25 protein-coding genes are annotated in these 19,549 nt (G+C 71.0%); 15 read left to right on the plus strand and 10 right to left on the minus strand.

Annotated elements, in window-relative coordinates; translation table 11 throughout:
• Positions 1-12 precede the first annotated feature (12 nt).
• Positions 13-885, minus strand: coding sequence for a fumarylacetoacetate hydrolase family protein (locus P7V53_RS20290; RefSeq protein WP_280151322.1), 873 nt, complete (start codon positions 883-885; stop codon positions 13-15).
• Positions 886-1,053: 168 nt separating this feature from the next.
• Between P7V53_RS20290 and P7V53_RS20295 the strand changes: the two genes are divergently transcribed.
• The 5 genes from P7V53_RS20295 (at position 1,054) to P7V53_RS20315 (ending at position 4,947) form a co-directional block, all read left to right on the plus strand.
• Positions 1,054-1,746: a TetR/AcrR family transcriptional regulator gene (locus P7V53_RS20295; RefSeq protein ID WP_280151323.1), complete on the plus strand. Its 693-nt coding sequence runs from the start codon at positions 1,054-1,056 to the stop codon at positions 1,744-1,746.
• Positions 1,747-1,806: 60 nt separating this feature from the next.
• On the plus strand, positions 1,807-2,826 hold the full coding sequence (denD, locus tag P7V53_RS20300) for a D-erythronate dehydrogenase (protein WP_280151324.1): 1,020 nt from the start codon (positions 1,807-1,809) through the stop codon (positions 2,824-2,826).
• Positions 2,823-3,566 carry an SDR family NAD(P)-dependent oxidoreductase gene (locus tag P7V53_RS20305; RefSeq protein ID WP_280151325.1) on the plus strand — a complete coding sequence of 248 codons (744 nt, stop codon included), beginning with the start codon at positions 2,823-2,825 and terminating at the stop codon, positions 3,564-3,566. Before denD ends, P7V53_RS20305 begins: the two co-directional genes overlap by 4 nt.
• Before the next feature lie 8 nt (positions 3,567-3,574).
• On the plus strand, positions 3,575-3,958 hold the full coding sequence (locus P7V53_RS20310) for a VOC family protein (protein WP_280151326.1): 384 nt from the start codon (positions 3,575-3,577) through the stop codon (positions 3,956-3,958).
• Between the two features lie 71 nt (positions 3,959-4,029).
• Positions 4,030-4,947 (plus strand): pseudouridine-5'-phosphate glycosidase, encoded by a 918-nt coding sequence (locus P7V53_RS20315; protein WP_280151327.1) that lies wholly within the window; start codon positions 4,030-4,032, stop codon positions 4,945-4,947.
• Here P7V53_RS20315 and P7V53_RS20320 read toward each other — a convergent pair whose 3' ends face one another.
• Complete coding sequence (locus P7V53_RS20320) at positions 4,948-5,199, minus strand: DUF3297 family protein (protein WP_280151328.1); 252 nt, start codon at positions 5,197-5,199, stop codon at positions 4,948-4,950.
• 131 nt (positions 5,200-5,330) lie between these two features.
• Between P7V53_RS20320 and P7V53_RS20325 the strand changes: the two genes are divergently transcribed.
• The 5 genes from P7V53_RS20325 to P7V53_RS20345 all read left to right on the plus strand — a co-directional run bounded on the left by P7V53_RS20325 (position 5,331) and on the right by P7V53_RS20345 (position 9,378).
• Positions 5,331-6,443 carry a histidine kinase gene (locus P7V53_RS20325; RefSeq protein ID WP_280151329.1) on the plus strand — a complete coding sequence of 371 codons (1,113 nt, stop codon included), beginning with the start codon at positions 5,331-5,333 and terminating at the stop codon, positions 6,441-6,443.
• Positions 6,440-7,186, plus strand: coding sequence for a LytTR family DNA-binding domain-containing protein (locus P7V53_RS20330; RefSeq protein WP_280151330.1), 747 nt, complete (start codon positions 6,440-6,442; stop codon positions 7,184-7,186). The genes P7V53_RS20325 and P7V53_RS20330 overlap by 4 nt, the downstream gene beginning before the upstream one ends.
• Positions 7,183-7,890 (plus strand): head GIN domain-containing protein, encoded by a 708-nt coding sequence (locus P7V53_RS20335; RefSeq protein ID WP_280151331.1) that lies wholly within the window; start codon positions 7,183-7,185, stop codon positions 7,888-7,890. The genes P7V53_RS20330 and P7V53_RS20335 overlap by 4 nt, the downstream gene beginning before the upstream one ends.
• A gap of 112 nt (positions 7,891-8,002) precedes the next feature.
• Positions 8,003-8,884 carry a S1C family serine protease gene (locus P7V53_RS20340; RefSeq protein ID WP_280151332.1) on the plus strand — a complete coding sequence of 294 codons (882 nt, stop codon included), beginning with the start codon at positions 8,003-8,005 and terminating at the stop codon, positions 8,882-8,884.
• A gap of 14 nt (positions 8,885-8,898) precedes the next feature.
• Positions 8,899-9,378, plus strand: coding sequence for a LuxR C-terminal-related transcriptional regulator (locus tag P7V53_RS20345; RefSeq protein WP_280151333.1), 480 nt, complete (start codon positions 8,899-8,901; stop codon positions 9,376-9,378).
• 9 nt (positions 9,379-9,387) lie between these two features.
• On the opposite strand, the gene P7V53_RS20350 is transcribed toward P7V53_RS20345, so the two are convergent.
• The 3 genes from P7V53_RS20350 to P7V53_RS20360 are packed head-to-tail and all read right to left on the minus strand — an operon-like array spanning position 9,388 to position 12,154.
• The gene (locus P7V53_RS20350; protein WP_280151334.1) at positions 9,388-9,912 is read right to left on the minus strand and encodes a GrpB family protein; all 525 of its coding nucleotides are present in this window, start codon (positions 9,910-9,912) and stop codon (positions 9,388-9,390) included.
• A gap of 16 nt (positions 9,913-9,928) precedes the next feature.
• A complete protein-coding gene (locus tag P7V53_RS20355; protein WP_280151335.1) occupies positions 9,929-10,339 on the minus strand; it encodes a DUF4345 family protein in 411 nt (136 codons plus the stop codon).
• Positions 10,340-10,351: 12 nt separating this feature from the next.
• Positions 10,352-12,154, minus strand: a complete 1,803-nt coding sequence (locus P7V53_RS20360; protein ID WP_280151336.1) for a TIR domain-containing protein — start codon at positions 12,152-12,154, stop codon at positions 10,352-10,354.
• A gap of 245 nt (positions 12,155-12,399) precedes the next feature.
• On the opposite strand from P7V53_RS20360, the gene P7V53_RS20365 reads away from it, so the two are divergent.
• Positions 12,400-13,593, plus strand: coding sequence for a vanadium-dependent haloperoxidase (locus P7V53_RS20365; RefSeq protein ID WP_280151337.1), 1,194 nt, complete (start codon positions 12,400-12,402; stop codon positions 13,591-13,593).
• A 7-nt stretch (positions 13,594-13,600) separates the two neighbouring features.
• Here P7V53_RS20365 and P7V53_RS20370 read toward each other — a convergent pair whose 3' ends face one another.
• Positions 13,601-14,551, minus strand: a complete 951-nt coding sequence (locus P7V53_RS20370) for a LysR family transcriptional regulator (protein WP_280151338.1) — start codon at positions 14,549-14,551, stop codon at positions 13,601-13,603.
• Between the two features lie 44 nt (positions 14,552-14,595).
• Between P7V53_RS20370 and P7V53_RS20375 the strand changes: the two genes are divergently transcribed.
• Complete coding sequence (locus tag P7V53_RS20375) at positions 14,596-15,012, plus strand: nuclear transport factor 2 family protein (RefSeq protein WP_280151339.1); 417 nt, start codon at positions 14,596-14,598, stop codon at positions 15,010-15,012.
• Between the two features lie 79 nt (positions 15,013-15,091).
• Here P7V53_RS20375 and P7V53_RS20380 read toward each other — a convergent pair whose 3' ends face one another.
• On the minus strand, positions 15,092-15,619 hold the full coding sequence (locus P7V53_RS20380; RefSeq protein ID WP_280151340.1) for a GNAT family N-acetyltransferase: 528 nt from the start codon (positions 15,617-15,619) through the stop codon (positions 15,092-15,094).
• Positions 15,616-16,206 (minus strand): XRE family transcriptional regulator, encoded by a 591-nt coding sequence (locus P7V53_RS20385; RefSeq protein WP_280151341.1) that lies wholly within the window; start codon positions 16,204-16,206, stop codon positions 15,616-15,618. The genes P7V53_RS20380 and P7V53_RS20385 overlap by 4 nt, the downstream gene beginning before the upstream one ends.
• Before the next feature lie 130 nt (positions 16,207-16,336).
• Between P7V53_RS20385 and P7V53_RS20390 the strand changes: the two genes are divergently transcribed.
• The gene (locus P7V53_RS20390) at positions 16,337-16,903 is read left to right on the plus strand and encodes a YgjV family protein (protein WP_280151342.1); all 567 of its coding nucleotides are present in this window, start codon (positions 16,337-16,339) and stop codon (positions 16,901-16,903) included.
• On the opposite strand, the gene P7V53_RS20395 is transcribed toward P7V53_RS20390, so the two are convergent.
• Complete coding sequence (locus P7V53_RS20395) at positions 16,837-17,496, minus strand: glutathione S-transferase family protein (RefSeq protein ID WP_280151343.1); 660 nt, start codon at positions 17,494-17,496, stop codon at positions 16,837-16,839. The genes P7V53_RS20390 and P7V53_RS20395 overlap by 67 nt on opposite strands.
• An 8-nt stretch (positions 17,497-17,504) precedes the next feature.
• The gene (gstA, locus tag P7V53_RS20400; RefSeq protein WP_280151344.1) at positions 17,505-18,113 is read right to left on the minus strand and encodes a glutathione transferase GstA; all 609 of its coding nucleotides are present in this window, start codon (positions 18,111-18,113) and stop codon (positions 17,505-17,507) included.
• Positions 18,114-18,220: 107 nt separating this feature from the next.
• On the opposite strand from gstA, the gene P7V53_RS20405 reads away from it, so the two are divergent.
• Positions 18,221-19,129, plus strand: a complete 909-nt coding sequence (locus P7V53_RS20405) for a LysR family transcriptional regulator (RefSeq protein WP_280151345.1) — start codon at positions 18,221-18,223, stop codon at positions 19,127-19,129.
• Between the two features lie 34 nt (positions 19,130-19,163).
• Positions 19,164-19,547, plus strand: coding sequence for a hypothetical protein (locus P7V53_RS20410; protein ID WP_280151346.1), 384 nt, complete (start codon positions 19,164-19,166; stop codon positions 19,545-19,547).
• Positions 19,548-19,549 lie beyond the last annotated feature (2 nt).

Consider the following 19,549-nt stretch of genomic DNA (forward strand, 5'->3'; position numbering starts at 1 on the left):
CGCGATCCGCATTCAGTGGAGCTGGAACCGGTTCTCGATGGCGCCGATGCCGTCGATCTCGATGCGCACCACGTCGCCGTGGCCCAGCCACTTCGGCGGATCGAAGCCCATGCCGACGCCGGCGGGCGTGCCCGTGGCGATGACGTCGCCCGGGTAGAGGGTGATGCCGCGCGAGCAGGTCTCGATCAGCGCCGGGATGGCGAAGATCATGTCGCGGGTATGCCCGTCCTGCCGCAGTTCGCCGTTGACCCAGCCGCGCACGCGCGTGTCGCGGCCGTCGAGCTCGTCGGCGGTGGTGATCCACGGGCCCATCGGGCAGAAGGTGTCGAAGCTCTTGCCGAGGTCCCACTGCTTGTGCCGCACCTGCACGTCGCGCGCGCTCACGTCGTTGACCACGGTGTAGCCGAACACGTGATCCATGGCACGCGAGGCCGGGATGTCGCGCCCGCCGCGACCGATGACCACCGCCAGCTCGGACTCGTAGTCGATCTGCGCGGTGACGCCGGGGCCGGGCAGCCGCACCGGGTCGTAGGGGCCGATCACGCATTCACCGAACTTGGTGAAGACGATGGGCCAGGGATCCTCGTTCGCGACGGAGTCGCGGAAGACGCTGCTCGCCAGCTCCGCGGCGTGCGAGCGGTAGTTGCGGCCCACGCACAGGATGCTGCGCAGCGGACGCGGCAGCGGCGCGACCAGCGTCAGCGCCTCCAGCGGCAGTCGGGCGCCGGCGGGCGGCGGCAGCCCGCTGCCCTCGACCACCGACCGGATGATGGACAGCGCGCCGCTCGAGGCGTCGGGCAATGCAAGCGGCGTGGCTTCGCGCCCGTCGGCCGACACGATGCCGGCATGCAGGCGTCCGCCCCAACTCCAGCTGGCGATGCGCATCGGCTGTCTCCTGTGGGTGCCCTGCGAAACGGCGCCGCGAGACGTCGTCCGTGAGACACACTGGATGTTTTTGAGACTTGCGTCTCAAAATGGGATCGGCGCATCATACGTGCCGCTCTCGCCGTCCCGCAAGAAGTCCCGCCTCGCCGCGTCTCCGGAATTTCCCGCATGGCCCCTCGCAAGCCTCGTGTCACGGCCCCGCCGAAACCGCCCAGCCGCGGCGTCAAGGCCGCCACCTGGAAGCTGCTGCTCGACACCGGCATGCGCCTGATCCAGCAGGACGGCCACATCCCGTCGGTGGCCGAGGTGGCCGTTCGCTCCAACGTCTCGCGCGCCACCGCCTACCGCTACTTCCCCAGCCGCAGCGCGCTGATCACGGCCGTCATCGACACCTCGCTCGGCCCGGTGCGCAGCTTCGCCTCGGAGTCGCCCGACGGGCGGATGCGGGTGCACGAGCTGTTCCGCTCCACCTTTCCGCGCTTCAAGGAATTCGAGCCGCAGCTGCGCGCCGCCGCCCAGCTGACGCTGGAGCAGTGGGCGCTCGAGCGCGCCGGCCTGCTCGAGGAGGAGCCGTACCGCCGCGGCCATCGCGTGCGCATCCTCGAACACGCCATCCAGCCGCTGGCCAGCCGGCTGCCCCCGAAAGTGCACGAGCGGCTGCACCATGCGTTGTCGGTCGTCTACGGCATCGAGCCCTATGTCGTGCTCAAGGACATCTGGGGCCTGTCCGACCGCGAGGTGGAGCGCATCGCGCTGTGGATGGCCGATGCGCTGATCGACGCGGCGATGCGCGAGGTCGCCGGGCCGCCGGTCGGTCGTCCGCGTGCGCCGATCAGTGGCAACGGTGATCGTCGACGCTGAAGCCTTGGAGGGTCTCGTGTCTCTGTGTGTCCGACAATCCTTTGAAACAGGACTTTGCCCATGAACCTGCTCATCACCGGAGGCGCCGGCTTCGTCGGCGCAAGGCTCGCCCGCACGCTGCTGTCTCGCGGCACATTGAACGGCCGCCCGATCAACCGGGTGATGCTCGCCGACCAAGTACCCCCGCCGGCCGACCTCGCGGCCGACCCGCGCGTGCAGGCGCAAACCGGCGACCTGCTGTCGATGTGCGACAGCCTCGCTGCCGAACCGCTGGACATCGTGTTCCACCTCGCGTCCGCCGTGTCCGGCGAATGCGAGGCCGACTTCGGGCTCGGACTGCGCTCCAATCTCGACACCACGCGCGCGCTCCTCGACGCGCTGCGCCGGCGCACTGAGGTCGGCACGCCGCCGGTGCGCCTGGTCTACTCGAGCTCGGTGGCGGTGTTCGGGCCTGATCCGGCGGTGACCATGCCGGCGGTCGTGGCCGACGACACGCTGCCGACGCCGCAAACGTCGTACGGCACGCAGAAGCTGGTGTGCGAGCACCTGGTCGCGGACTACACCCGCAAGGGTTACCTCGACGGTCGTGCGGTGCGGCTGATGACCGTGACGGTGCGGCCCGGCAAGCCCAATGCCGCAGCCTCGTCGTTCTTCTCGGGCATCGTCCGCGAGCCGCTGGCCGGGCTGCCGGCGGTGTGCCCGGTCGCGCCCGACACCGCCCATCCGGTCAGCTCGCCGGCGCGCACCGTCGAGGGCCTGATCGCCGTGGCCGAGGCGAGCCGCGAGGCCTTCGGAGGGCGCACCGCCATGAACCTGCCGGCGCTCAACGTCACGGTGGCCGGCATGCTCGACGCGCTGGAGGCCGTGGCCGGTCCGGCCGTGCGCGCGCGCGTGCGCTTCGAGCGCGACGCCCGCATCGCCGGCATCGTGGCCGGCTGGCCGCGCGCCGCGAGCGCCGTGCGGGCGTCGCGGCTGGGCCTGCAGCCGGATCCCGATTTCGCGACCATCGTGCGCCAGTACATCGCCGACTGCGAGGCCGCGCCCGATGGCGCGCGCGCGCTCCAGGGACTGCCACGATGAACCAGATCGACCTGCAAGGCCGCGTCGCCGTGATCACCGGCGGCGCGCAGGGCATAGGCCGCGCCATCGCCGAGCGCATGCTGCGCTCCGGTGCCCGCGTCGTGCTGTGGGACCGCGAGGTGGGACTGCTGGCCGACGCGAGCGCCGCCCTCGGCCCGCTCGGTCCGGTGAGCACGCGGGTGGTGGAGCTCACCGACCAGGAGGCCGTCGATGACGCCACGAAGGCCGCCGGCGACCGCATCGACATCCTGGTCAACAACGCCGGCATCACCGGCGGCAACGGCAGCACCTGGGAGCTGCCGCCGGCCGTGTGGCGAGAAGTGATCGAGGTCAATCTCGTCGCGCCATACCTCACCTGCCGGGCGGTGGTGCCGCTGATGCTCGCGCGCGGCTACGGGCGAATCGTCAACATCGCATCCATCGCCGGCAAGGAGGGCAATCCCAACGCGTCGCACTACAGCGCCTCCAAGGCAGGTCTGATCGCCTTCACCAAGTCGCTCGCGAAGGAGGTGGCTACGCGCGGCGTGCTGGTGAACGCGGTGACGCCGGCCGCGGCGCGCACGGCGATATTCGAGACGATGACCCAGGCGCACATCGACTTCATGCTGTCGAAGATCCCGATGGGCCGCTTCCTCGGGCTGGCCGAGGCCGCCGCGATGGTGAGCTGGCTGGCGTCGGAGGAATGCTCGTTCAGCACCGGCGCCGTGTTCGACCTGTCCGGCGGACGGGCCACCTACTGAGGCTTCGCATGGCCATCGAGCTCAACCACACCATCGTGCCGAGCCGCGACGCGAAGGCGTCGGCCACCTTCCTTGCCGAGATCCTCGGGCTGGCCGCGCCGGTGCGCTTCGGCCCGTTCCACGGCGTCGAGCTCGACAACGGCGTCACGCTGGACTTCCTGCAGACCGAAGGCGACCTCGCCGTCGAGCACTACGCCTTCCTGGTCGGCGAGGAAGAGTTCGACCGGATCTTCGCGCGCATCCAGGCGCGCGGGCTCATGTACTGGGCCGATCCGGGCCAGCAGGAGCCGGGCCGCATCAACCACCACGACGGCGGCCGCGGCGTCTACTGGAGCGACCCGGACGGCCACTACCTCGAGATCATCACGCGGCCGTACGGCAGCGGCGGATGAGACTGCATGGCGTGGCGGCGCTGCCGGTGTCATGTCGCACCACAGAGACACGGAGCCGCAAGGACCGAACGATGCACAAGCTGCTGGACCTTCACCCCGAGGTCGCCTCCGCGCTGGCCGGCGGCCGCCCCGTCGTGGCGCTCGAGTCGACCATCATCTCGCACGGCATGCCCTGGCCGCACAACGCCGAGACGGCGCTCGCCGTCGAGGCCGAGGTGCGTGATCACGGCGCGGTGCCCGCGACGGTGGCCATCATCGACGGGCGACTCAAGGCCGGCCTGGCGCGCGAAGAGATCGAACGGCTGGGCCGCGGCGGCGGGCAGGTCGTCAAGGCGAGCCGACGCGACATCCCGGTGCTGGTGGCACGGGCCGGCACGGGCGCCACGACCGTGGCCGCGACGATGGCGATCGCCGCGCTGGCCGGCATTCGCGTGTTCGCCACCGGCGGCATCGGCGGCGTGCATCGCGGCGCGGAAGTCAGCTTCGACATCTCGGCCGACCTCCAGGAGCTTGCGCGCACGTCGGTGGCCGTGGTGTGCGCGGGCGCCAAGTCCATCCTCGACCTGCGGCTGACGCTCGAGTACCTGGAAACGCACGGCGTGCCGGTGGTCGGCTACCGCACCGATCGCCTGCCCGCGTTCTTCACGCGCGACAGCGGCTTCGGCGTGGACGTGCGCATCGACGAGCCGCAGGAGGTCGCCCGCGTGATGAAGGCGAAGTGGGATCTCGGCCTCGAAGGCGGGCTGGTCGTGGCCAACCCGATCCCGGTCGAGCATGCGCTGCCGCGCGAGCGCGTCGACCGCGCCATCGAGCAGGCGCTGGCCGAAGCGCAGGCGCACGGCATCTCCGGCAAGGCGGCCACGCCCTTCCTGCTCGGCCGCGTGAATGCATTGACCGGCGGCGACAGCCTGGCCGGCAACATCCAGCTGGTGCTGAACAACGCGCGCCTGGCAGGCGCGGTGGCCGTGGCGTATGCGGCGCTGGCCTGATCAGCGGTAGAACGCCTCGACCTGGCCCTTCAGCTTGATCAGCACGGGCTTGCCCTTGCGGTCCAGCGTGCGGCCCGCCGGCACCTTGATCCAGCCTTCGCTGAGGCAGTATTCCTCGACGTCGAAGCGTTCCTTGCCGTTGAAGCGGATGCCGATGTCGTGCTCGCACACGGCCGCCACGTGATGCGGGCTCGTCGGGTCCACCGACAGCCGGTCGGGCAGTGGTGGTGGCGTGGAGGGGGCTTCGTTCATGGGACGATTCTCGGGTCTGGATGGGATGGGGCCTATTCTCGGCGACCGGCCAGCGACAGATGAGCCACCCCGTCCGGCACTTCGTCGCAGCGGCGGTCCACCGCCGCCGCCTCTTCGTAAGATCACCGTCCATGCCCGCCTTCCCTGCGAACAGCCTGTCCGCCGCCGACGCGACGAGCGAGCGTCGCGTGTGGCTCGCCTACGGCGGCGCCTGCCTGGTGGCCTGGCTGCTCTATGTCCTGGCCGGGGCCGAGCTGCAGCGCGGGATGTGGCGACTGTGGGAGGCCGCCTACCAGGCCACGCTGAGCCTGTGGCCGCCGATGGTGCTGGGCGTCGCGGTGTACCCGTGGGTGCGCGCGCTGCAGCAGCGTGCTCTCTCCACCGCCGCCGTCGTGGCTCTCCATGCGGCAGCGGCGCTGCTCTTCGGCGCGCTGTGGCAAGTCTGCGAGTTCACGTCGATGCGCATGCTGTTCGGTCCGGACCACGCCGCCGCGGTGCTCGAGCAGACGCTGCTGTGGCGCTTCGTCTGGGGCTTCTTCGTCTATGCCGCCATCGCGACCGACTTCACCGCCGTGCTGCAGGCGCGCCGCGCGCGCGCCGCCGCACTGTCGGCGGCGCAGGCCGAGTCGGCGCTGGCGCGCGCCGAACTGGCCGCCATCAGCGGCAAGCTCAACCCGCACTTCCTGTTCAACACGCTCAATTCGCTGATCGCGCTGACGCGCAAGGATCCTCACGCAGCGGAGGCCGCGCTGCTGCGCTTCGCCGGCATGCTGCGCTACGTGCTCGACAGCAAGCGCAGCGCGGCCGACCGCGTGACGCTGGCCGACGAGATCGAGTTCGTGCGCGACTACCTCGCGCTGGAAAGCCTGCGCCTGGGCTCGCGCCTGCATGTCCAGTGGCAGCTCGATCCGGCGACGCTGCAGGCCGAGGTCCCGCCGCTGAGCCTGCAGCCGCTGGTGGAGAACAGCGTCGTGCACGGCGTGGCTCCTCGCCCGCAGGGCGGCCGTATCAGCATCCGCAGCGGCCGCGACGCATCGCAGCACGCGCTGGAGCTCAGCATCGAGGACGACGGCCCCGGCTGTGACCCGGCGGCGCTGGACGAGGCCGGCGCACGCCCCGGCCGCGGCATCGGCCTGAGCGCGCTGAAGCGCCGCTTCGCACTCGACTACGAAGGCCGGGCGCGCCTGCAGGTGCGCACATCGCCGGGCACCGGCTTTCGCGTCGACCTCTGGATCCCGCAATGAACGCCCGCACCCGGGTGCTGATCGCCGAGGACGAGCCTCTCGCGGCCGAGGCGCTGGCCGACTGGGTGGCCCAGCTGCCGCGCCTGCAGCTGATTGCCAGCTGCGGCGACGGACCCACCGCGCTGTCGCAGATCCGCGCGCTGCAGCCCGAGCTCGTGCTCATGGACATCCAGATGCCCGGCCTGACCGGCCTGCAGGTGCTGCGCGCATTGGCCGACGAGGGGCCGCACCCCGCCGTGATCTTCACCACCGCCTACGACGAGCACGCCGTCACCGCCTTCGAGCTTCACGCGGTCGACTACCTGCTGAAGCCGTTCTCGCACGATCGCTTCGTCGAGGCGGTGGAGCACGCGCTGCAGTCCGGACCGCCCTCGTTCGGCGCCGCCCTCGCCGCGCTGAAGGCGCCCCCCGTCGAGCCGCTGACGCGCGTGCTGGTGCGCGACCAGGGCAAGATCTTTCCGCTGCAGGTCGACGCCATCGAGTACCTGCACTCGGACACCAAGTACACCGCCCTGGTCAGCCGCGGGCGCAGCCTGCTGGTGCGGCTGCCGATCACCAGCTTCGAGCAGCGGCTCGACCCCGGGCGCTTCCTGCGGCTGCATCGCGGCTGCATCGTCAACCTCGACTTCGTCGACGCCATGACGCCCGACGACAACTCGCAGCTCGTCGTGAAGATGCGCGACGGCGCCACCTTCACAGCCAGCCGCGAGGTCTCCCGCAAGCTGCGCGACCAATCGCTATGACCTTCCTGCACCGCGCCCTCGCAATCGCCCTGCTGCTGCTCGCATCGCATGCGCCGGCGCAGACGCCGCCCGGCAAGCTCTACGCGCCCGGCGCCTTCGATCGCATCGAGATCGACGGCGCGGCGCAGGTCCGGCTGACCCAGGGGGAGCGCGACCAGGTCTTCGTCAACGGCGACACGGACGTGCAGGACGGCGTGGACATCGGCGTCGCCAATGGCAGGCTCATGCTGCGTTCGGCCGGGGCATGGAAGTTCTGGAACAGGAACAAGGTGCAGGTCGACGTCCAGGTGCGCCGCCTCAGTCAGCTCACGCTGGCCGGCGCCACCGACGTCCTTGCGCCCGGCCCGATCCGCACCGAGCGACTGGCCGTGGCCATCTCGGGCGCCGGCACGGTCCGCTTCGACGACTTGAACGCCGGCACCTTGAGGTTCGACGTGTCCGGCGCGGGGGACGGCGTGTTGTCCGGCCAGGCCGGCGAGCTCGCGCTCAACGTGTCGGGCAAGGGCAAGCTGGTCGCCGATCGGCTGCGGGTCAGGAGCGCCAACGTCGCCATCAGCGGCGTCGGTCATGCGCTGCTGTGGGTCACCGATCGGCTGCACGTCGGCATTTCCGGTGTCGGCGATGTCGAGTACTGGGGACGGCCCGAAGTGACGCGCTCGACCTCGGGGCTGACCTCGGTCAACAGCCTGGGCGACAAGCGCTGAGGAGATCCATGCGGCCTGCCCGATCGGGCAGGCCGTCCCCGCCGATCGGCGGAGGCGGCTTGGCGTTGCCGCGCGCACCATGGCACTCTCTCAACGCGCATTGCCCGCTGTCATGAACACCCAGGCCACGTCCTCTCATCTTCCCGACGCCGTGGAGCGCCTCGCCGCATCGGTGGTCGGGCTCGCCACGCGCCGCCACATCGGCTCGGGCGTGCTGTGGCGCAACGGCATCGTCGTCGCCAGCGCCTCGGCGTTGTGGCGCAGCTCCAGCGTGTCGCTGGTGCTGCCCAGCGGCGAGCAGGCGCGCGGCGACGTCCGTGGCGTCGACGGCGGCACCGACCTCGCGGCTGTCAGCGTGGACGGCGGCGCCATGCCGGTGGCCGAGCGAGCGGTGGCCGCGGCGCCGCGGGTCGGCGAGGTCGTCTTCGCCGTCGGTCGCGAGCCCTCCGGCTTGACGCAGGCGAGCTTCGGGCACGTCGGCTCCGTCGGCGGGGAATGGCGCACCTGGCGCGGCGGCCGGGTCGAGCGGCTGATCCGGCTCGACGGCGGCCTCTACCCGGGGCTCGACGGCGCGCCGGTGGCCGACGCATCGGGCCAGGTGCTGGGCATCGCGAGCAGCGCCTTCTCGCGCCACCATGGCGTCGTGCTGCCGGTGGCGACGGTCGACCGCGTGCTCGATCAGCTGCTCGCGCATGGCCATGTGCAGCAGGGCTACATCGGCATCGCGGCGCAGCCCGTGCGCGCGACCCTGGACGGCGCGAGCGTCGAGGGCCTGCTGGTCAGCTCGGTCGCCGAAGACGGCCCCGCGGCGCGCGCCGGGCTGCAGGTCGCCGACGTGATCGTCAAGGTCGGCGGCCAGCCCGTCGGCAGCCTGGAGGCCCTGCGCGAGCGGCTGCAGGTGGGCGCGCAGGTGCGCGTGCTGGTCGCGCGCGGCGGGCAAGGTCTCGAGCTTTCGCTCGAAGTGGCGCAGCGCCCGAGCGGGCGCTGCCGCTAGCGACCGGTGCAAGCATGCCGCGCATCGTCGTCGTGAGTCCCTCGCCGCTGCTCGCGGACGGCGTGGCCGCGGCGCTGCGCGCGGTCGACGGCTGGGAGGTGCGCGTCGGCCGCGCCGAGGACGACGCCGACGCCTGGGTGATGCTGGGCGAAGAGATCGTGGCGCGCGGCCCGCACGGCGCGAGCGCGCAGCTGGCCGCCGATGCGAGTGCCGGGCGGTTGCGCGCTGCCGTCGGCGCGGTGCTCGAGGGCCTGTCGGTGCGCGAGTCGCCGTGGGTGGCCGCATTGCCCGAGCACGAGCCGCTCACGCCGCGCGAGCTCGAGGTCTTCGAGCTGCTCGGCAAGGGCCTGTCCAATCGCGACATCGGCGGTGTGCTCGGCATTTCGGCGCACACGGCCAAGTACCACGTCGGGCAGATCCTGGCCAAGGTCGGCGCGGCCACTCGGGCCGAGGCAGTGCGCGAGGGCCTGCGCTGCGGCCTGATCGGGCTGTGAGGCGACTGATCAGGAACGGCTGCCCACGGCGGCACGTTCCAGCACCGACGCGATGAACGCGGTCTTGGACAGCGAATAGCGCTCGCGAGACTCCTGCGTGGTGCCGTGGTGAACGGCCGCGAGCCGACGCTTGAGCGCGAGGTACTCGCCGGCGGCTTGCGGATGGCCGCGCAGGTAGTCGCGAAATGCCAGGTGATCGCGCTCCTGCACCGAGCCGGCGACACAAAGATGGACGTGGTGGGTGCAGGGCCACTCGGCCGGCTTCTGGAAGAAGGGGTAGACGCGGTCGAAGTCGCCCAAGGGAATGTGGCGGTAGGCCGCCCGGGCCAGCAAGTCGCCGTACCTTTCCATCGGCTCGAGCGAGAGCACGGAAACCTGCAGGTCGATCACCGGCTTGGCCTGCAGGCCGGGGACGGACGTCGAGCCCACATGCTCGATTCGAAGGGCAAGACCGCCCAGGACCTCCCGCAGCGCTGCTGCTTCGGCGGCGAACATCGCCGGCCATGCGGGATCGTAGGGCGCGAGGGTGATCACGGGTCGGGCTGGAGGATCATGGGTTCGCCGCCTGCCCATCGCGTCGGGTGGCCCGGTGTGCGGCAGCGATGACGATCGGCAGCAGGAGCTCCGGGACGAGATAGCCCAGCCACACGGCCGCAGGCTCGGGAATCCCGACCTGGCTGATGGACACCAGCCGCCCGATACCGGCGAGGAGAACCCCGAGCGCCAGCAGGTACACCAGCACGCCCTGCTGCCGGATCGTCATGGCGGCCCAGAAGCTGATGATGCCCGTGGACAGGTACACCCCGGCCATGAAGCGGTGGACATTGTCGAGCCGGGGCGCGGTCTGCGGCTGTCCCAGGTACATCTGCAGCGATCCGCCGAGCACCGCGATCGCGGCCACGATGAACAAGCAGACTTGCACCACACGCTGGCTGGCGGGCATCGACGATTCGGCAGGCACGATTGGTTCTCCTCACCGCGCTGCCGCGGCTCCTGCGGCGCCGGTCCCGGCGAGCCTCGCCCCGAGTGCCCCCAGCCCGCGATCCAGCGCCGCGCGCCAGGCCTCCACATGCCCCGCCCGGCTGCCGAACACCTCGTCCACCTCCGCGAGAAAACTCGAGCGGAAGGCCTCGACATCCTCACCGTCGATGCCGTAGGCCGCATGCTTGTCGGCCAGCTGCGCGAAGCGCGAGTTCTTCGGAAACTCCGGATCGAAGGCCAGGAGGTCGGGCAGCGCGGCGGCCAGCATGTGGGCCTGCCGCGCGCGGTCGGAGAAGCGCAGCGACAGCTCGGGCCGGGCGCTGAACAGGCGCACGTAGAAGGCGTCGGCGAAGTCCGGCGTCATGATCTGGTCGAGGTCGAGGTCGAGCTGCCGGCGCAGCGAATCGGGCAGCCGCTCTTGCGCCAGCGCGTCCAGGTCGCGCGCCACCGCTTCGCTGCTGCCCAGGCGCGCTTCGGGCTCGCGCGCGAGCAGGCGGATCAGCAGGTAGGCCAGCGCGGGATGGGTGTCGATCCAGCTCTCCGCCTCGCCGCGGCCGTCGTCGAAGAAGGCACGCGGGTCGTCGAAGAAGCGGGCCTTGATCGCCAGGTCGTCGAAGCGGTTCACGTCGCACGGCGGCCGCCCGAGCAGCAGCTCGAGGCCCAGCAGGCCGAGGTAGTACTGGTCGAGCGCGTCCAGGTGCCGACGGTCGGCGCTGTCCTGCGGGTATCCGGCGCTCACCTCGGGCGCGAGGTAGGTGAGCGCATCCCAGTTCATCGTCTGGCCGGTCGACATGCTGGCCGCGCGCGCCAGCACGCCTTCGATGCGCAGCGGCGACAGCCGCACCTGCCAGCGCTCGTCGGCATGGATGCTGCCCAGCGTCAGCGGGCCGACGAGCAGCCCGACATCATGCGCATCGCGGTGCGCGCGGGCCACTTGCGCCAGCACGACGGCCACGGTGTGCGCGTCGACCCGGTGGCCCGGCAAGGTGGGCAGGCGCTGCTCTATCGTCGGCCAGTCGACGTAGTCCATCACGAAGTAGTGCGGCTCGGTGTCGATGTTGGAATCGCGCACGCGGATGAAGGCCGCATCGGTGAGCTTGTGCACCTTGGGCAAGGCCTCGGTGACGATCTGGCGGATTCGGTTCTGGCGGGGTGCGTCGGGCACCGCCTTCACCGCGACGATCTCGTCGTGCAGCTTGGCGCGGTAGACCACCGAGAAGGTGCCGCTGTGAACCGCCTCCTGCAGCTCGATGCCTTCGCTCAGCGCATCCTGCGTGGCGTCGAACAGCGCGTCCATCTGCTCGGGCCGGGTCTGTCCGACCACCCCCATCTCCTTGCGGGCGCGCTCGCAGATGTCGATGATCGAGCGGTCGCGGTGCGGCGACTCCGCCAGCGGCGCGATCTCCTCGCGCCCTTCGCCGACGACGCGCACGCCGCCGGGCCAGCGCACGAGCTGGGTGCGCTCCAGCTTGTCCACGGCGCTCCATGGGCAATCCTCGACCAGCACCGGCAGCACCTTGAGCGGCGGCGACTGCGCCAGAAGCAACGCGAGCTCGCGCCGCGCGTAGCGGCCGATGTCGAGGTAGGCGGGCGTGAGCAGCACCAGCGCGCAGCGCGCCCCGGCAATGGCGCGCCGGATCTCGTGCTCCCAGTCGCCGCCCCACGGGATGGACTCGCAGTCGATCCACAGGTCGTCGGAGACGAACATCGCGCTCAACTGGCGCTGGAACGCATCACGCCACTCGGTGTCCGCCTTGCTGTAGCTCAGGAACAGCTTCGATCGCAATGCCGCCATTGCGCGACTCCGGGCGCAGCGCACGGGCTGCGGAAGGTCATCTTGACGCCTTTTCGCGCGGCTGGGTATCCCGCAGAGCGGCCGAACCGGATGCTGTCCCTTCTCCGCCAGCCGGAGAGGGAGTCGTCGATGTCGCCCCGAAAGTTAGGGGGAGCGACATTGGCGGGTTCCGGCCCGGGGATCCGATGTGAAAGGCAGGAGGACACGATCTTCCTCATCGACCGACTTCCAACAAAGGACACCCCATGCATTCAGAACAACGGATTCCGGCCGCTCGCGGCTGGGTGGCATTGCTGCTCGCCGGATTGGCTTTCGACGCCAGCGCCGACGTGATCGCCGACTGGAACATCAAGACGGGCGAGCTGATCGCCGAAGCCAAGCTCGGCACTCCCCCCGCCGTGCGCGTGATGGCGCTGGTGCAGACCGCTGCCTACGAGGCGGTCAAGGGGGCGCAGGGCACTTCCGTCGATGCCGCCGTGGCGGCCGCGCACCGCATCACGCTGTCCAAGCTGATGCCGGGACAGCAGGCGGCCATCGACGCCGCCTGCCAGGCGGCGCTGGCGGCGATCGCCGAGGGACCCGCCAAGGCGGGCGGCATCGCGGCCGGCGAGAAGGCCGCGGCGGCCGTGCTGGCGCAGCGCGCCGACGAGGGCGCCGCGGCGCCCGAGGCGTACCGGCCCCACACCTCCGCCGGCGCCTACGTCCCGACCGCCATGCCCGCGGTCCCGCAGTGGCAGCAGCGCAAGCCCTGGCTGATGACCGGTGCGGCCCAGTTCCGGCCCGGACCGCCGCCGGCCCTGTCGAGCGAGACCTGGGCGCGCGACTTCAACGAGGTGAAGGCGCTCGGCGGCAAGAACAGCACGCGGCGCACCGCGGAGCAGACCGAGATCGCGCGCTTCTGGGAATACTCATTGCCGGCCATCTACCACGGCATGGTGCGCTCCGTGGCGAACCAGCCGGGACGCGACACGCTGCGCAATGCACGCCTGTTCGCTGCCGCGGCGCAGGCGATGGACGACGGGCTGATCGGCGTCTTCGACGCGAAGTACCACTACAACTTCTGGCGGCCTGCCACTGCGATCCGCAACGGCGACATCGACGGCCACGACGCCACGGAGCGCGATGCCTCGTGGACGCCCTTCATCGACACGCCGATGCACCCCGAGTACCCGAGCGCCCACAGCGTGCTCGCAGCGGCGGTCGGCGCGGTGATCCAGGCAGAGGTCGGCAGCGCGACGATGCCGGTCCTCAGCACCACCAGCCCGACGGCGAAGGGCGCCTCGCGGCGCTGGTCCAGCGTCGACGAGATGACGCGCGAGGTGGCGAACGCGCGGGTCTACGAAGGCGTGCACTACCGCACGTCGACCGAGGCCGGGACGGCGATGGGACGCAGGATCGGCGAGCTGGCGGTGGAGACGCACCTGCGGCTGCCGCACTGACGCCACCTCAGGCCCTCGCCCGCACCCGCGGCAGGCCGACGATGCGCGGCGCGGCCTTGTGCAGCACCTGCCACAACGCCAGCGCCGCGTCTTCGGCCTCCTTGCGCCAGACCAGCCGCCAGGGGCGGCGCAGCGGACCCGAGGCGAGGCGCCGGGCGACCACGTCGCCGCGGCGCAGGTGCGGTTCGGCCACCCATTCCGAGAGCACGCCGATGCCCATGCCGGCGCGCGCGAAATCGACGATGGCCTCCGTGAGCGGCAGCACCTGCCAGCGCAGCGCCGCCTCGCGCGGCGCGGCCAGGGGCTTGTTGAACCAGCCCATGTCGCGGGTGGGCAGGCGGGAGCTCAGCAGCACCTCGTCGCGCAGGTCGGCGCGGGTGAGCGCGCCACGTGCGGCCAGCCGGTGCGAGGCGGCCATGACGAACACCACCTCGTCGGCGAAGAGGGGCTTGTCGACCAGCCGGCGGCTGCGCGGCGTGGGCGCTTCGCTGATCAGCGCGGCGTCGATGTCGCCGGCGTGCAGCGCGGCGATCGGATCGGCCGTGCATTCGAGCGCCATCTGCAGGTCGATGCCGGGCAGGCTTGCACGCAGGCCCTGCAGGGCGCTCGGCATCCAGTGATAGGCCGTGTAGCACTCGCACACCAGGCGCAGCCGCTGTTGCGGCAGCTCGCGACCGCGCAGGCGCGCTTCGAGGTCGTGCAGCCCGGTCAGCAGCCCGGGCGCGCCGTCGAGCACGACGCGGCCGGCCGAGGTGGGCGACAGGCCGCGCGGCGTTCGATCGAACAGGCGCACGCCGAGCTTGTCTTCCGCGGCGAGCAGCGCGCGGCTCACCGCCGGCTGCGTGAGATGCAGGCTGGCGGCAGCGGCCGCGGTGGAGCGCGCGGCGGCCAGCGCCAGGATCAGGCGAAGGTCGCGGCTGTCGAGGCGCCCGGCAGGCGGCAACGCAATGCTGTTCACGCATTCAGTGTATGCCATCAATGCGTTGGACGAATAGCCACCCGATGTCCACACTGCCCTTCGTTGCCACCACGCTTTCGAAGGACTTCATCATGACCGCCGACCCGCGCAGCACCGCCGAGGTGCTGCAACGCTTCAACCAGGCCTTTCTCGATCACGATCCATCGCTGCTGCCCGAGCTCATCGCCGCCGACTGCGTCGTCGAGCGCGCCCAGCCGACAGCCGAGGGCACGCACCTCGTGGGCCGCGCCGCCTGCCTGGCCTCGTGGCAGGCCATCGCGGCCGACCGCGCCGGCGTGTTCACGCTGGAGGACGTGGTCGTGTGCGGTGATCGGGGGCTCGTCTTCTGGGAGTACCGCAGCGGAGCCGATCCGGGCCGCGTCTCGCGCGGGCTGAACGTGATGACCGTGCGCGACGGCCTCATCGTCGAGGGCCGCGGCTACATGAAGGCCAAGGGCTGACGCGAAGCGCTGCCCCAAAGGCCTGGACGCCGGCCTGCAGGCCCTCGTGCTTCGCGCGCGCAAGGCGGCGCGAGATCGCTCACAGGTGCTTGTAGAAGAACGTCGTCGAGCAGAACCCGCCGTTGGGCATCAACGCGTATTTCGGCACATCCCCCACCCGCTGCCAGCCGGCCCGCTGGTAGAGCCGCTCGGCAGCGCCACCGGTCACCGTGTCGAGCACCAGCACCGTCTTTCCCTCGTCGCGTGCCGTGGCGTCCAGCGCCGTCATCAAGCGCTGCGCGATGCCGCGCCGGCGCGCGCCGCGGTGGACCAGCATCTTCGCCACGTCGCCGCGGTGCGGCTGGTTGTCGGGCAGCGACGTGACGAGCTGCACGGTGCCGACGATGCGGCCGTCGGCCTGCTCGGCGATCAGCAGCACCCGCTCGCCGCGCGCGACGCCGTCGGCCACGCCGCGCCAGAACGCCTGCGCCTTCTCCCGCGGCAGCGGCCACATGAAGCTGACCGAGGCGCCGCCCTCGACGCAGTCGATCAGCAGATCGGCCAGGGCGTCGACGCAGGCCGCGGCTTCATTGGCGCCGACGCGCCGCACGATGATGTCGTCGGTCATCCGTTTCTCCGGGAAGGGCTGAAGGGAAGCGTCGCCAGCGCCACCAGGTAGCGCGCCGGCTTGCGGGAAGGATTGCGGTAGACGATGGGACGGTCCAGGCGCATTGCGAGACAGTCGCCCGATTCGAGTCGCCAGGCCGCGTCGCCCACCGTGAGCTCCATCACGCCGTCGATCATCCACACCTGCTGGTGCACCTCGGGGTCGCGCGGCGCACCGTCGTAGGCGACACGCTGGCCGGGCGGAAAGATCACGTCGACGAGCTGCAGCGGCGAGCGCAGGGGCGGCGACAGGTTGCGGCGGATGTAGCCCGACGCCGGGTCGGTCCACACCGGCTGCTCGGCGACGCGCGCCAACGGCGACGGCCCGGCCGCTGGCGCCCTGCTGTCCTCGAACAGCGACGCCAGGGTGACACCCAGCCCGGCGGCGAGCTTGTCGAGCACCGCGGCGGTGGGGCTGCTGCCGCCGCGCTCGATCAGCGAGATGTTGGAGCGGCTGACGCCGCTGCGCTCGGCCAGCGCATCGAGCGAATAGCCGCGGGCGTCGCGCAGTTCGTGCACCCGGCGGGCAATGCGGGCATTGATGTCCATGCATCCAGTTTAATGGACATCTGCGTCCATTGAAAAGGATGAGCACGAAAAACGCCTGCGAACCCGCGCTCATCCGCGGATCGGCGCGACGGCGGCATTCCTAGACTGGGCCGTTGTCTTCTCCTGCCCCATGGCGACCGACCTGCTGATCCATGCGACCGGCCTCACCGCCCTCGTCGTCAACGTCATCGCGCTGATCCGCACCTGCGAACGCTCGCTGCGGATGCAGTCGGGCGTCGCCGGCGTCATCTGGGCGCTCAACAACCTGCTGCTGGGTGCCCACACGGCCGCGGCGCTGAGCCTGGTCAGCGCCGGCCGCACCGCCACATCGGCGGCAACGCTGCAATGCGGCGCCCGGCTGCGCCTCATGGTGTTCACCGGCTTCGCCGTGCTGACGCTTGCCATCGGTGCGACCACCTGGACGGGCTGGTCCTCGATGCTGCTGACCTGCGCCTCCCTGTTGTCCACCTACGCGGTCTTCTACCTGAGCGGCGCGCGCCTGCGCTGCACGATGCTGCTGGTGTCGGTGCTCTGGATGCATCACGCCTGGAGCCACGGCTCCTGGGAACAGATGGCCGCCAACGTCATCACCGCCGCCGCGGCGCTGTTCGGCGCGTGGCGCATGGAAGGTCACGCCATCCGCGTCGACAGGTGGCTGTCCCTGGTGCGCAGGAACTGCCACAGTCGCGCGGCGTAGTCGCTCGAGACCGCATCGCGCACCGAGGGCCGTGCGGCCAGCGCGGCGCGCCATGCCGCCACCTTGGCCAAGCCCGCGAAGACGCCGAAGTCGGCGATGCGATCGAAGACGTCCCAGTAGCGGAACACGGGCCCGAAAACGGCATCGACCAGGCTGAAGCGCTCCCCGGCGAAGTACGGTCCTTCGCCCAGCGCCTCCTCCAGCCGCTCGAACTTGCGCCGCAGCACCGCCGCCCGCTCGTCCAGCGCCTCGGCGTCGGCCGCCGTGTAGAAGCGCCAGATGTCGTCGAGCACACCCGATCCGAATTCGATCCATCCGCGGTGCCGCGCGCGGGCCATCGGCGAGGCCGGATGCAGCGCCGGCGCCACGGTGTCCTCGAGGTACTCCAGGATGGCGGCCGACTCGAACAGGACTTCGCCGCCGGTGCGCAGCAGCGGCACCTTGCCCAGGGGCGACAGGGCGATGAACCAGTCGGGCTTGGCGGCCAGGTCGATGGTGGTGCGGCGAAAGGCAACGCCCTTCTCCGCCAAGGCGATGGCCGCGCGCTGCACGTACGGGCACAGCGGGTGGCTCACGAGCTCGAGCGTTTCCATGGCGGCCCTCAGCGCAGCAGGCCTTCGGCGCGCATCGCCGCCTTGACGGCGGGACGGCTGCCGACACGCTCGTGATAGGCCTTGAGCACCGGCCAGCGGGCGAGGTCGATGCCGATGAAGGGGCCCCAGCTCAGCACGGTGAAAAGATAGCCGTCGGCAACGCTGAACCGGTCGCCGAGCAGGTAGGCCTGCTCGCCCAGCCGCTGCGCGACCCAGTCGAGCCGCGTCGCGAACTTGGCGCGCACGGCGTCCTTCACCGCTGCCGGCGTCGAGGGATCGAACAGCGGCGCCGAGGCCTTGTGCAGCTCCGAGTTGACGAAGGCGAGCCACGACTGCAGGCGGTAGCGCTCCATCGTTCCGGCGGCCGGCGCGAGGCCGGACGCCGGCGCCAGGTCGGCGATGTATTGCACGATGGCCGGGCCTTCCTGGAGCTGCTCGCCGTCGTCGAGCACCAGCACCGGCACGTAGCCGAGCGGGTTCACCTGTCGATAGTCGGATCCGTCGGCCAGCGTGTGCTTGGCGATGTCGACCTTGACGAGCTGGGCTTCGAGGCCCGCTTCCCGCAACGCGATGTGCGGCGACAGCGAGCAGACACCGGGGGCGTAATAGAGCTTCATGCAGTTTCTCCGGGGTGGGTGGGTGATGTCGTCAAAGGTAGGCTCTGCGGCATCGCATGCCAATTGGCAACCTGTGCAGGTTCGTTATGCGAAAATGCAGATCACCCATGAAGGCACCGCCGGCCCCGGATCGACCGCTGAGCTGGGACGACCTGCAGGTCTTCCTGGCGGTGTGCCGCGCCGGCACGATTTCCGCCGCGGCCAGGCAGCTCGCCGTCAATCACTCGACCGTGCTGCGCCGCCTGGGCAGCCTGGAAGACAGCCTCTCGGTGCGCCTGTTCGACCGGCTGCCCGGCGGCTATGCGCTCACGTCCTCGGGCAATGCGCTGTCGGAGCGCCTCGCCGGCATGGCCGACCAGGTCGAGGCAGCGCAGCGGGAGTTGCTGGGACAGGACGAGGCGATCAGGGGCGTGATCCGCGTCACCTCGACCGACACGCTGCTGCACGGCCTGCTGATGCCGCTCATCGTGCAGTTCCACCATCGTCATCCCGGCGTGCAGGTGCAGGTGACGGTGAACAACAGCTTCCTGAGCCTCACCCGGCGCGAGGCCGATGTGGCGCTGCGCGGCTCCAACCGGCCCCCGCAGAACCTCGTGGGCCGGCGCGTCGGCGACATCCAGACGGCGCTGTACGCATCGCGCGACTACCTGAAGACCCTGGGCCGCAAGCCGAGCGTCGACGATTGCCGCTTCGTTGCGCCCGACGAGTCGCTGTCGCACCTGGAGCAGGCCAAGTGGCTGCACCGCCATGTCGACGCATCACGCATCGCGCTGCGCGTCGACAGCCTGGTCGGCATGGTCGATGCCGTCGCGCACGGTGCCGGTGCCGCCATGCTCCTGTGCCCGCTGGCCGATGCGCGGCCCGAGCTCGTGCAGCTGGCGCCGCCCGATCCGGCACTCGCCACGCAGGTGTGGATCCTCACGCATCCGGACCTGAAGCAGGTGGCCCGGGTGCGCGCGTTCACCCACTTCCTGTTCACGGCGCTGAGCGCGGATCCGCGGCTGACGCACGGCTGAAACGCGCAGCAGAGGTCGCGATTACCATTCGCGCGTGACAACGTCCCGACGTCTGAGGCGCTGGCTTTCGGGCTGGCTCATCGTGACGATGCTGTTCGCGCAGCTCGCCACGGCCGCCTACGCCTGCCCGAGCCGCGCGCTCGGGGCCATGCCTTGCGCGATGGCGATGGCCGAGGGCGAAGCGAGCCTGCCGGACGCCGACCAGCCGGCGCTGTGCGCCAAGCACTGCCAGCCCGATTCGCCGGCGCCCGACCCGGCGCATGTCCTGACGGTCGGCGCCCCGCCGCCCCGCGCGGTGCTGTGGACCGAGCCGGCGGGGCCGGGCGGCGAGACCGCGTCGTGGACCGCGAAGCGCCGCGCTCGTGATCGAGCGCCTCCTCCCGCGCTGGCCGTCCTGCACTGCTGCTACCGCCTCTGAGC

The sequence above is a fragment of the Piscinibacter sp. XHJ-5 genome (genome assembly GCF_029855045.1).
Taxonomy (GTDB): Bacteria; Pseudomonadota; Gammaproteobacteria; order Burkholderiales; family Burkholderiaceae_C; genus Albitalea.